At 59.8% G+C, this 11,034-nt stretch carries 12 protein-coding genes; 8 read left to right on the forward strand and 4 right to left on the reverse strand.

The genetic code is table 11. From position 1 onward, the window contains the following. Positions 1 to 89: 89 nt before the first annotated feature. The 3 genes from dgcA to ACO6VD_RS25775 form a co-directional block, all read right to left on the reverse strand. The gene (gene dgcA / locus ACO6VD_RS25765; protein WP_422422709.1) at positions 90 to 2,150 is read right to left on the reverse strand and encodes a dimethylglycine demethylation protein DgcA; all 2,061 of its coding nucleotides are present in this window, start codon (positions 2,148 to 2,150) and stop codon (positions 90 to 92) included. 15 nt (positions 2,151 to 2,165) lie between these two features. Next, positions 2,166 to 2,696, reverse strand: a complete 531-nt coding sequence (locus ACO6VD_RS25770; protein WP_110972473.1) for a DUF5943 domain-containing protein — start codon at positions 2,694 to 2,696, stop codon at positions 2,166 to 2,168. A gap of 75 nt (positions 2,697 to 2,771) precedes the next feature. Then, the gene (locus tag ACO6VD_RS25775) at positions 2,772 to 3,749 is read right to left on the reverse strand and encodes a dipeptidase (protein ID WP_422422710.1); all 978 of its coding nucleotides are present in this window, start codon (positions 3,747 to 3,749) and stop codon (positions 2,772 to 2,774) included. Between the two features lie 285 nt (positions 3,750 to 4,034). On the opposite strand from ACO6VD_RS25775, the gene ACO6VD_RS25780 reads away from it, so the two are divergent. From ACO6VD_RS25780 to ACO6VD_RS25790, 3 genes are all read left to right on the forward strand, one after another. Continuing rightward, positions 4,035 to 4,451 (forward strand): lysozyme inhibitor LprI family protein, encoded by a 417-nt coding sequence (locus tag ACO6VD_RS25780; RefSeq protein ID WP_422422711.1) that lies wholly within the window; start codon positions 4,035 to 4,037, stop codon positions 4,449 to 4,451. Positions 4,452 to 4,586: 135 nt separating this feature from the next. Next, positions 4,587 to 5,279 (forward strand): hypothetical protein, encoded by a 693-nt coding sequence (locus tag ACO6VD_RS25785; RefSeq protein WP_422422712.1) that lies wholly within the window; start codon positions 4,587 to 4,589, stop codon positions 5,277 to 5,279. A 73-nt stretch (positions 5,280 to 5,352) separates the two neighbouring features. Further along, on the forward strand, positions 5,353 to 5,967 hold the full coding sequence (locus ACO6VD_RS25790; protein WP_422422713.1) for a hypothetical protein: 615 nt from the start codon (positions 5,353 to 5,355) through the stop codon (positions 5,965 to 5,967). A gap of 3 nt (positions 5,968 to 5,970) precedes the next feature. Here ACO6VD_RS25790 and ACO6VD_RS25795 read toward each other — a convergent pair whose 3' ends face one another. Continuing rightward, entirely contained in the window at positions 5,971 to 6,915 is a 945-nt protein-coding gene (locus ACO6VD_RS25795) for a GlxA family transcriptional regulator (RefSeq protein ID WP_422422714.1), read from the reverse strand. Between the two features lie 146 nt (positions 6,916 to 7,061). Between ACO6VD_RS25795 and choX the strand changes: the two genes are divergently transcribed. The 5 genes from choX (at position 7,062) to ACO6VD_RS25820 (ending at position 10,961) form a co-directional block, all read left to right on the forward strand. Next, positions 7,062 to 8,006, forward strand: a complete 945-nt coding sequence (choX, locus tag ACO6VD_RS25800) for a choline ABC transporter substrate-binding protein (RefSeq protein ID WP_422422715.1) — start codon at positions 7,062 to 7,064, stop codon at positions 8,004 to 8,006. A 106-nt stretch (positions 8,007 to 8,112) separates the two neighbouring features. After that, positions 8,113 to 8,997, forward strand: a complete 885-nt coding sequence (locus tag ACO6VD_RS25805; protein ID WP_422422716.1) for a 3-keto-5-aminohexanoate cleavage protein — start codon at positions 8,113 to 8,115, stop codon at positions 8,995 to 8,997. Between the two features lie 15 nt (positions 8,998 to 9,012). Continuing rightward, positions 9,013 to 9,978 carry an L-carnitine dehydrogenase gene (locus ACO6VD_RS25810; RefSeq protein WP_422422717.1) on the forward strand — a complete coding sequence of 322 codons (966 nt, stop codon included), beginning with the start codon at positions 9,013 to 9,015 and terminating at the stop codon, positions 9,976 to 9,978. A gap of 13 nt (positions 9,979 to 9,991) precedes the next feature. Further along, positions 9,992 to 10,462: a thioesterase family protein gene (locus ACO6VD_RS25815; protein ID WP_422422718.1), complete on the forward strand. Its 471-nt coding sequence runs from the start codon at positions 9,992 to 9,994 to the stop codon at positions 10,460 to 10,462. Between the two features lie 244 nt (positions 10,463 to 10,706). After that, positions 10,707 to 10,961 (forward strand): hypothetical protein, encoded by a 255-nt coding sequence (locus ACO6VD_RS25820; protein WP_422422719.1) that lies wholly within the window; start codon positions 10,707 to 10,709, stop codon positions 10,959 to 10,961. Positions 10,962 to 11,034: the final 73 nt, after the last annotated feature.

An 11,034-nucleotide genomic window follows, 5' to 3' on the forward strand; every position in this document is an offset into this window, starting at 1 on the left:
CCCCCCCTTCCTCCCCCCCCCCCCCCCCCCCTCCCCCCCCCCCCCCCCCCCCCCCCCCCCCCCCCCCCCCCCGCTCCTACAGGGGCTGATCAGAAGTCCTTGCACAGGCGCAAAGCGTCGTAGATCGCCGCATGGGTGTTGCGCTGAGCCACGCAGTCACCGATGCGATACAGCAAGTAACCTTCGCCCGTTTGACTGAGGATCGGCTGCGGCTGGATCGCAAACAGCGCCTCGACATCAATCTGGCCCTTGTTGCGCGAACCCTCCTTGAGCCCGTAATAGAGGGCTTCATCAGGCCGCACGCCGTTCTCGATCACCACCTGGTCGACTACCCGCTCCTCTTTGGCGCCGGTGTATTCGTTCTCCAGCACCGCCACCAGCTTGTCGCCTTCGCGGTAGACCTTCTCCAGCGCCAGGTCACCGGTCATGATCACTTCCTTGGGGTACATGCTGCGGTAGTAAGTCGGGAACGACGTGCCACCAATGGCCACGCCCGGCTTGATGTCATCGGTGACGATCTCGACCTGGCTGCCTTTGTCGGCGAGGTAATCAGCCACCGACATTCCGGTGAATTCGCAAATGGTGTCGTAGACCAGCACGTTCTTGCCCGGCGCCACCTTGCCGTCGAGCACATCCCAGCTGCTGACCACCAGGCCTTCGGCAGCCCCCCAGTGCTCGTTCTGCTCGAGGAACGGATGGCCGCCCACCGCCAGCACGATCACGTCGGGACGCAGGTCCTTGATGGTGTCGATATCCGCAGCGGTGCCCAGGCGCAGGTCGACCTTCAGGCGCGCCAGCTCCAGCTGGTACCAGCGGGTGATGCCGGCGATCTGATCGCGTTGCGGTGCCTTGGCAGCAATGCTGATCTGCCCGCCGATGGCGTCCTTCTTCTCGAACAGGGTGACGTCGTGGCCACGTTCCGCCGACACGCGTGCAGCTTCCATCCCGGCAGGGCCGGCGCCAACCACTACCACCTTGCGTTTGGGACCGGTGGATTTCTCGATAATGTGCGGCACGCCCATGTATTCACGGGAGGTCGCGGCGTTCTGGATGCACAGCACGTCCAGCCCTTGGTACTGGCGGTCGATGCAGTAGTTGGCACCGACGCACTGTTTGATCTGATCGACCTGGCCCATTTTGATCTTGGCGATCAGGTGCGGGTCGGCGATATGCGCGCGGGTCATGCCGACCATGTCGACATAGCCGCCTTCAAGGATGCGCGTGGCCTGGTTCGGGTCCTTGATGTTCTGCGCATGCAGCACCGGAACCTTGACCACTTCCTTGATCCCGGCCGCCAGGTGCAGGAACGGCTCCGGTGGATAACTCATGTTGGGGATAACGTTGGCCAGGGTGTTGTGGGTATCGCAGCCCGAACCGATGACTCCGAAGAAGTCGAGCATGCCGGTGGCGTCGTAGTACTTGGCGATTTCCTTCATGTCCTCGTGGCTGAGTCCATCAGGATGGAATTCGTCACCACAGATACGCATGCCGACGCAGAAATCCGGGCCGACTTCGGCACGCACGGCCTTGAGCACTTCCAGGCCGAACTTCATTCGGCCTTCGAAGGTGCCGCCCCATTCATCAGTACGTTTGTTGACCCGCGGGCTCCAGAACTGGTCGATCATGTGCTGGTGCACGGCCGACAGCTCGACGCCGTCCAGGCCGCCTTCTTTGGCCCGGCGCGCAGCCTGCGCGTAGTTGCCGATCACCCGCCAGATTTCCTCAGGCTCAATGGTCTTGCAGGTCGCGCGGTGCACCGGTTCACGAATGCCCGACGGCGACATCAGGGTCGGCCAGTTGAAGCCGTCCCAGCGCGAGCGGCGGCCCATGTGGGTAATCTGGATCATGATCTTGGCGCCGTGCTTGTGCATGGCGTCGGCGAGGTTCTGGAAGTGCGGGATGATACGGTCGGTCGACAGGTTCACCGACGCCCACCATTCCTGCGGGCTGTCGATGGCGACCACCGAGGAGCCACCACAGATGGCCAGCCCCAGGCCGCCCTTGGCTTTCTCTTCGTAGTATTTGACATAGCGCGCGGTGGTCATGCCGCCGTCGGTGGCGTAGACCTCGGCGTGGGCAGTGCTCAGGACCCGGTTGCGGATGGTCAGTTTGCCGATCTGGATCGGCTGGAACATTGCTTCGAAAGCCATGGCGAGATCCTCGACTTACAGCGGCTTGACGATGAACAGGCCGTCGTCGTGGCCTTCTTCCGAACCGCCGTAGACCTGCTCGGCGACCGTACGAATGGAGCTGCCGCGGGCGGCCAGGATCTGGTCCATCGCCCCGGCAAACCAACCGGTGAACATATAGTCGACTTTGCGCCCGACCTTGCCGTACACATAAACGAATGCCGAGTGCTCAAGCTTGACGCTGGCGGTGCCTTTCTCCAGGTCGATATCCTGGATCTTGAACAGGCCCCAGCCCCGTTGCGACAGGCGCTTCATGTAGTGCTCGAACACCGCCACACCTTCCAGACCGTGACATTCAGCCTCTTTCTCGCACCAGTGCCAGGCGGACTTGTAGCCAGCCTTGTAGAGGATTTCGGCGTAGGCTTCGGCGCCCAGCACTTCCTCGATACCCATGTGGTTGTTGACGAAGAAATGCCGAGGTACGTAGAGCATCGGCAGGGCGTCGCTGGTCCAGACACCGGTCTCACTGTCGACTTCGATAGGCAATTGCGGGGCGATCTTGGCCATGGAAACTGAACTCCAGAAAATTTGGTTGGCTACCCCTGCGCCGGTGGCAGGGGTCGGAAGACGGTGGCTGGCGGCTTATTCGCCCCAGACATCCTTGAGCACGTTGACCCAGTTCTCGCCCATGATCTTGCGCACCACGCGCTCGGAATGACCGCGCTTGAGCAGGGTTTCGGTAAGGTTGGGGAACTCGCCCACGGTGCGGATGCCCAGCGGGTTGATGATCTTGCCGAAGTTGGTCAGACGCCGGGCGTAGCCCTTGTCGTGGGTCAGGTACTCGAAGAAGTCCTGGCCATGGCCCTGGGTGAAGTCGGTGCCGATACCGATGGCGTCTTCGCCAACGATGTTCATGGTGTATTCAATGGCTTCGGCGTAGTCGTCGATGGTCGAGTCGATGCCTTTGGCCAGGAACGGGGCAAACATGGTCACGCCGACAAAACCGCCATGGTCGGCAATGAATTTGAGCTCTTCATCGGACTTGTTGCGCGGGTGCTGCTTGAGTCCGGAAGGCAGGCAGTGGGAATAGCACACCGGTTTTTTCGATTCGAGGATGACTTCTTCAGAGGTCTTGGAACCGACATGGGAGAGGTCGCACATGACGCCGACGCGGTTCATTTCCGCGACGATCTCGCGACCGAAGCCCGACAGCCCGCCGTCGCGCTCGTAGCAGCCGGTGCCGACCAGGTTCTGGGTGTTGTAGCACATCTGCACGATACCGACGCCGAGCTGCTTGAACACCTCGACATAGCCGATCTGGTCTTCGAAGGCATGGGCGTTCTGGAAACCGAAGAGGATGCCGGTTTTACCCAGTTCCTTGGCCTTGCGGATGTCGGTGGTAGTGCGTACCGGCATCACCAGGTCAGCGTTCTCGCGGATCAGCTTCTGGCTGGAAGCAATGTTGTTGACTGTGGCCTGGAAGCCCTCCCAGACCGACACTGTGCAGTTGGCCGCGGTCAGGCCACCCTTGCGCATGTCTTCGAACAGCTCGCGGTTCCATTTGGCAATGATCAGCCCGTCGATAACGATGCTGTCGGCGTGTAATTCGGCTGGGCTCATCAGGCTGTCCCCTTTTATTGACTTGGTCCACGCCGAAGCATGTGCCGGCGCTTTGGGGTCAGCATATGCCTGCGGCCCGAAGCGCCCCGATGCAAAAACGACAGGAGGTTTGCCGAAAGCGTCAATGTGCGACATCACAGCGTCTGGCACGCCATCCGGGGATGAGAGCCAGTCTCAATAACGAATTTTTTGGCCCTTTCATGAACATTTCGTCAGGGAGCTTTCGCCTTGCCCCGGTCTGAGCGAGAATCCCAGCGATTCATCAGCCGGCTGAGGAGAAAACGGATGAAATCAATGGCATGGCTGGTACTGCTGGCCGTCGTGAGTGGGGCCCAGGCCGGCGAGGAAGAAAGCACGCCTTGCGACAATGTCGAGACCGACCAGCAGTCCTTTGACTGCGCGGCGTTCAACAAGCAGATCGCCGAGCGTGAGCTGAAATCGGCCTATGACGACCTGATCCAGCGGATGCGCGATCAGTATGGCGACGAAGCTGGCCTGGAGTCGCAAATAGAGTCTGCCGAAAAGGTCTGGCGCCAACTGCGCGATGCCGATTGCAAAGTCGAAACCCATACCGAACAACCAGGTAGCAAGACCTTCCAGTCGGCATGGAACAGCTGCATCGCGCAGCGCAGTGATGAACGTTCGGAATACTTGCGCAGCCTTGATTCGCAAGACAGGGACGAGCCGGCACCTGAAGACTGATCAAGACGCAAGGAAGGATCAGCTCGAGAGGAACAACGTGCAGCTGATGGCCACTGCGTAATTTCTCGATAGTGCACCAAGACCACGTTCTTGCAACGTGTGTCTTGGACTCCTCAACTATCAAGGAACTATGAAATGGCTGACATCAAAGCTGAAATGGAAAAGATCCGCAAAGAAGGTCAAGAGCGTGTAGCCGCTACCGGTCAAACCATCTGCATCTTCGCTGACAATGTACCTGGCAACATTGCAGAAGACATCCTGGCCGGCATGCGATTGATGACCGAACTGACCAACAAGAAGTTCGACAAGGAAACCCAGCAGCGCGAGTGGTACAACCACTACAACGATGGCTTGATCAAGTTCGGCTGGACTATGACCGGCGCGGCACATGCCGAAGACGCCATCGATGAGGACAACCTGACACTGGCAGAACTGATTACCAAGTCCATCACCGTCAGCGTCGCTCGTGACCCTCGTCGCTCGGCGTGTGCCAAGCGCGTTCTGCAAGTCATCGTGCAGAAGCCGGAAATCAAGTCACATCTGGAGAAGCACAGCCATAGCGAATCCGGCAAATCGAGCAACTTCTTGGTGGCCCAATGCGAAATGACTCCGCAGGGTCTGCCAGTGATGCACATGACCAGCTTCCAGGCCAGCTACGATTCGAAAATCGAACGTGAAGGCGCCCTGTCCCGCAAGATCGACAAGACTTCGACCCGCGTCTACCGTGCCTCGCAACAGGGTACGTTCAGCGTTCGTCATTTCGATGCCGCGCGTGATCTTGTGAACGAGAAGATCAAAGGTGATATCGCCTCGTTCCTCGCCATCTAATGAGCGGGCCCGGGTACCAGAGCTTGCTGGTACCCGGTTCTGGTCATCTGCCTTTATCAGGGAGCGGTGCCGCATGGGCGATACAAGTCTGGACACCCGAATATTCGAGGAACGGCTGAGAATCAAGCCCGCCCCATGGCTGACACGAAAAACATGGGAAGACCTGCAGCTTTGCCTGCGCTACTCACAGGCAATAAGCAATGAAAAATATTCGATGGAAACTCAACCTGAACAATGGTTCGCCGTTGTTCTTGCCACCTTGCAGTCGCTACGATTTACCTTGTTCGAGCATACGCATAAGATAATTGTGTATGACCCACACCGGGACGCTTTAAGTGACGTATACAGCGGTTATCTACCCCCGCCGCGCGAAAAAGGGCCGTGGTTCAAGAGTCTGGAAGAGAATTTCCAGGCCGCTGCGTCTGCAGGTACATATTCAATTAAGGTGATGAACGTCTCTTCACATCTGAGCATTGAAATGGATTGTGAAGATGACAAGATCCCGGTTGTCATATTGTTCTATGTCTATTGCATCACCGATCCTGTCGAACCTACCAGTAAGTTGAACCTGGTATTTAACCATCTGGGTGCACGCTTCAACCCGTCCGCCTTCGCCCCGCTGCGCAAAAACCTGGAGGCCAGCAACCGCGAAAAGCTGATTGAAATTCTCAAACGCGATCTGGCTTGAACATTACATCGATCGACCTGTTCGACGCACTTCCCTTGGACACTTACCAAACCGTAGCTTGTAACGTCGCGTGAAATAAGACGGCAACTCGAAGCCACACGCCAGGCTGACTTCGGTTATCGTCATGTCAGTCTGCTCTAACAGCTGACGCGCCTTGTCCAACCGTAGTGCGAGATAGAAACTGCTTGGTGTTTCATTTAGGTGCAAACGAAATAAGCGCTCCAGCTGGCGCCGTGTCACCTTGATAGCGTCTGCCAGTTCCAGCGTGCTCAGTGGCGGCTCTATGTGTTTTTCCATTTCGCCAATGGCATGGACCAGTTTCTTGTTGCTGATACCGTAACGCGCACCGATCTGCATGCGCTGGTGGTCCTGCCGCTGGCGAATTCGTCCGAGCACAAATTGTTCGGACACCTTCACTACCAGGTCGTTGCCATGAGACTGGGCAATCAGATGCAGCATCAGATCAATCGAAGCAGTCCCGCCCGCACAGGTGATGCGGCTGCGGTCGATCTCGAACAGCTCCTGGGTTGCCTGTAGACCTGGGTAGCGTTCCTTGAACGCCTCCAGCGCTTCCCAGTGTAACGTCGCCCGATAGCCATCGAGCAGGCCTGCCTCGGCCAGCACCATCGCGCCTGTGTCGATACCCCCGAGCATGACAGCCTCGTGGTTGAGCCGACGCAGCGTATAAATCAGTTTGGGATCAACACTGGCCAGTGGTTCGAAGCCCGCCACCACGAGCAGGATGCTGGCGGGCTCACCTTCACCCAGCTGCGCATCGGCATTGACCGACATGCCGTTGCTCGCCCGCACCGCCTCACCGTCGAGGCTGAGTACCTGCCAACGGTACAACTGCCCGCCAAAACGATTGGCAACCCGCAGTGGCTCTACCGCTGAGATGAATCCCATGGCAGAAAAGCCCGGCATCAAAAGAAAGGCAATCGTCTCCATTATCCCTCCTCCATAGAATCTGGTCGCCCAGGTGCAAGTACCAGTCGCCGGAGTGCGTTTTGTCACCGTGCCGCCAGCGTAGCGTATTCACACGGTCCGCAGAGGCCGCCATCAATAACAATATGCACTGCCGTTGGAGAGCCACCATGCACAGCTTGATCCGCCGCAGCTTGTTATCCCTTGCCCTGAGCACCACCCTTGTCCCCCACCTGTTCGCCGCCGAACCCGAGGCCTGCAAAAACGTGCGCCTTGGCGTGGTCAACTGGACCGACGTCATGGCCACCAGCGCCATGACCCAAGTGCTGCTCGACGGCCTGGGCTACAAGACCAAGCAGACCAGTGCCTCGCAACAGATCATCTTCGCCGGTATCCGTGACCAGCGCCTGGATATGTTCCTCGGGTACTGGAACCCGATCATGACTCAGACCATCACCCCCTTCATCGACGCCAAGCAGGTCAAAGTCCTCGACCAGCCGAGCCTCAACGACGCCCGTGCAACCCTGGCGGTGCCCAAGTACCTGGCCGACAAAGGCCTGAAGACCTTCGCCGATATCGCCAAGTTCGAAAAAGAGCTGGGCGGCAAGATCTACGGTATCGAGCCGGGCTCCGGTGCCAACACCCAGATCAAGGCGATGATCAGCAAGAACCAGTTTGGCCTGGGCAAGTTCCAGCTGGTCGAATCCAGCGAAGCCGGGATGCTCGCCGCCGTCGACCGCGCCGTACGGCGCAATGAGGCCGTGGTGTTCTTCGGCTGGGCGCCGCACCCGATGAACGTCAACCTCGACATGGCCTACCTGAGCGGCAGCGAAGACGCCCTGGGCCCGGACGAAGGCCGCGCCACGGTGTGGACCGTCACCGCCCCGGACTATGCCGAACGTTGCCCGAATGCGAATCGCCTGCTGACCAATCTGAAATTCAGCGCCGAAGACGAGAGCCGCATGATGCAACCGCTGCTCGAGCATAAAGACGCCCTGGCCTCTGCCCGCCAGTGGCTCAAGGATCACCCCGAAGACCAGAAACGCTGGCTTGAGGGTGTGACTACCTTCGATGGCAAGCCGGCTGCCGACAATCTGAAGCTCACCGCTAACTGATAGGCCGCCTCGCGGATAAATCCGCTCCTACACCCTGTAGGAGCGGATTTACCGGGACGCCGGACCGCCGCGAAAAGCCCGCAACCGATCTCTAAAGGAACCCATCATGAACCACGACGTCATCATCACCTGCGCCCTGACCGGTGCCGGCGACACCGCCAGCAAGAGCCACCTGGTCCCTGTCACCCCCAAACAGATCGCCGCAGCCGCCGTGGAAGCTGCCAAAGCTGGCGCCACCGTGGTCCATTGCCATGTCCGCGACCCGCAAACCGGGCGTTTCAGCCGCGATGTCGCGCTGTACCGGGAAGTGATGGAGCGCATCCGCGAATCCGACGTGGACATCATCGTCAACCTCACCGCCGGCATGGGCGGTGACCTGGAGATTGGCCCTGGCGAAACGCCTCTGGAATTCGGAGCCGGCACCGACCTGATCGGCCCGCTGGAACGTCTGGCCCATGTCGATGCACTGCTGCCGGAGATCTGCACCCTGGACTGCGGCACCCTGAATTTTGGTGACGGCAACAGCATCTACGTCTCGACCCCTGCGCAACTACGCGCCGGTGCCAGGCGCATCACTGAACTGGGGGTCAAAGCCGAGCTGGAAATCTTCGACACCGGCCACCTGTGGTTCGCCAAACAGATGATCAAGGAAGGCTTGCTCGACGACCCGCTGTTCCAACTGTGCCTGGGCATTCCCTGGGGTGCGCCGGCCGACACCGCGACCATGAAGGCCATGGTCGACAACCTGCCCGCTGGCGTGACCTGGGCCGGCTTCGGCATTGGCCGCATGCAAATGCCCATGGCCGCGCAAGCCGTGTTGCTCGGCGGCAACGTGCGGGTCGGCCTTGAGGACAACCTGTACCTGGATAAAGGCGTGCTGGCCAGCAACGGCCAACTGGTCGAACGCGCCACGGAAATCCTCAGCCGCCTCGGCGCACGGGTGCTTACCCCGGCCGAAGGCCGCACGAAAATGAACCTGACCCGTCGTTGATTGAAGGAGTTGAAGATGAGCTTTATCACCGAGATCAAGACGTTTGCAGCCCTGGGCAGCGGCGTGATCGGCAGTGGCTGGGTCGCCCGCGCCCTGGCCCATGGCCTGGATGTAGTGGCCTGGGACCCGGCGCCCGGCGCTGAGGCGGCGCTGCGCAAACGCATCGCCAATGCCTGGCCAGCGTTGGAAAAACAGGGTCTGGCACCCGCTGCGGCACAAGATCGCCTGCGTTTTGTGGCGACCATCGAGGAGTGTGTACGCGATGCCGATTTCATCCAGGAAAGCGCTCCCGAGCGCCTCGACCTCAAGCTCGAGCTGCACAGCAAGATCAGTGCGGCGGCCAAACCCAATGCCCTGATCGGCTCCAGCACCTCCGGCCTGCTACCCAGCGAATTCTACGAGTCGGCGACCCATCCTGAGCGCTGCGTGGTCGGCCACCCGTTCAACCCGGTGTACCTCCTGCCGCTGGTGGAAATCGTCGGCAGCAACAAGACCTCACCGGAGGCTATCGAGGCAGCAAAAACGGTGTATACCGCCTTGGGCATGCGCCCGCTGCATGTGCGCAAGGAAGTCCCCGGCTTTATCGCCGACCGCCTGCTCGAAGCGCTGTGGCGCGAGGCCCTGCACCTGGTCAACGATGGCGTGGCGACCACCGGTGAAATCGACGATGCCATTCGATTTGGTGCCGGCTTGCGCTGGTCGTTCATGGGAACCTTCCTGACCTATACCCTGGCCGGTGGCGATGCTGGCATGCGCCACTTCATGGCGCAGTTTGGCCCGGCACTGCAACTGCCCTGGACCTACCTGCCGGCACCGGAGCTGACCGAGGGCTTGATCGACGCCGTGGTCGAAGGCACCAGCGAACAGTTGGGCAATCGCAGCATCAGCGCGCTGGAACGCTATCGTGATGATTGCCTGCTGGCCGTGCTGGAGGCGGTAAAAACCACCAAGGCCAAGCACGGCATGGCCTTCAGCGACTGAACGGAGCCCTGAGATGCCCGCATTGATTACCTATCAAACCCCAGTCCAGGCGGACTGGGTCGACTACAACGGGCATCTGCGTGACGCCTTCTACCTGCTGATCTTCAGCTATGCCACGGATGCCTTCATGGACCGCATCGGTCTGGATAGCGACAACCGCAGCGCCAGCGGCAATTCGCTGTTTACCCTGGAATGTCACCTGAACTACCTGCATGAGGTGAAGCGCGACACTCAGGTGTGGGTACAGACGCAGGTCATCGGTTTTGATCGCAAGCGCCTGCATCTGTATCACAGCCTGCACCGTGAAGGTTTTGCTGAAGCGTTGGCGGCCAGCGAACAGATGTTGCTGCATGTGGACCTGGCCGGGCCGCGTTCGGCGCCGTTTGCGCCTGAGGTGGTGGAGCGCTTGCAGGGGATAGTGGAAAAGCAGGTTGACCTGCCGGCTGCGGAGTTTGTTGGCCGGGTGATTGGGTTGCCAGGTTAAAAGCCCGCGATCAGAGGCAAAAAAATAACCCCGGAGCCGTGACGCAACCGGGGTTAAAGCGGACGGTGACCAAACCTTCCTGTTCTGTGCATGGCCTCAGTGTGCAGCCTCCCTTCCCCATTGATTTGCCCGAAAACGACCTGTTCTTAGGTAAAGCAGCCATTGCGACATTCTGCCCTTGCCGCCCTGCCCCTGTGCCCACAGAATCGACTGACGATCACACCTGCAAACAAGGACCACAACCATGATGCATGCGGATTTGATTGATCAAGACGACCTGCTGGTGCAGTTGCGCGCCCTGGGTTTCGAGATGCCATCCGATGCCAGTGCCGAACAGGCCTGCGAATGTGCGGTGATGGGTTTGAGCGAACAGCGGGCCAAGGCCCTGAAGGGCATGGTTGAGCAGATGTACACCGGCAATGCGACCATCCTGCCTGCGGTGCGTCAGGCGATCGAACAGCAGCTTTTGCCGGCGTTGGCGCAGTTCCAGAATCGCTGAAAGGGTGGGAGCGGGCTTGCCCCGCGATTGCGATCTGTCAGTCACATCGCATCGCGGGGCAAGCCCGCTCCCA

This window comes from Pseudomonas sp. GZD-222 (genome assembly GCF_049310525.1).
In the GTDB taxonomy this organism is placed as follows: Bacteria; Pseudomonadota; Gammaproteobacteria; order Pseudomonadales; family Pseudomonadaceae; genus Aquipseudomonas.

Bases quoted from the DNA above. Each gene is read 5' to 3' on its own strand.
- choX (WP_422422715.1), top strand. From the start codon at position 7,062: ATGCACAGCTTGATCCGCCGCAGCTTGTTATCCCTTGCCCTGAGCACC.
- ACO6VD_RS25775 (WP_422422710.1), bottom strand. From the start codon at position 3,749: ATGAGCCCAGCCGAATTACACGCCGACAGCATCGTTATCGACGGGCTG.
- ACO6VD_RS25815 (WP_422422718.1), top strand. From the start codon at position 9,992: ATGCCCGCATTGATTACCTATCAAACCCCAGTCCAGGCGGACTGGGTC.
- ACO6VD_RS25795 (WP_422422714.1), bottom strand. From the start codon at position 6,915: ATGGAGACGATTGCCTTTCTTTTGATGCCGGGCTTTTCTGCCATGGGA.
- ACO6VD_RS25790 (WP_422422713.1), top strand. From the start codon at position 5,353: ATGGGCGATACAAGTCTGGACACCCGAATATTCGAGGAACGGCTGAGA.
- ACO6VD_RS25785 (WP_422422712.1), top strand. From the start codon at position 4,587: ATGGCTGACATCAAAGCTGAAATGGAAAAGATCCGCAAAGAAGGTCAA.
- dgcA (WP_422422709.1), bottom strand. From the start codon at position 2,150: ATGGCTTTCGAAGCAATGTTCCAGCCGATCCAGATCGGCAAACTGACC.
- ACO6VD_RS25770 (WP_110972473.1), bottom strand. From the start codon at position 2,696: ATGGCCAAGATCGCCCCGCAATTGCCTATCGAAGTCGACAGTGAGACC.
- ACO6VD_RS25810 (WP_422422717.1), top strand. From the start codon at position 9,013: ATGAGCTTTATCACCGAGATCAAGACGTTTGCAGCCCTGGGCAGCGGC.
- ACO6VD_RS25805 (WP_422422716.1), top strand. From the start codon at position 8,113: ATGAACCACGACGTCATCATCACCTGCGCCCTGACCGGTGCCGGCGAC.
- ACO6VD_RS25780 (WP_422422711.1), top strand. From the start codon at position 4,035: ATGAAATCAATGGCATGGCTGGTACTGCTGGCCGTCGTGAGTGGGGCC.
- ACO6VD_RS25820 (WP_422422719.1), top strand. From the start codon at position 10,707: ATGATGCATGCGGATTTGATTGATCAAGACGACCTGCTGGTGCAGTTG.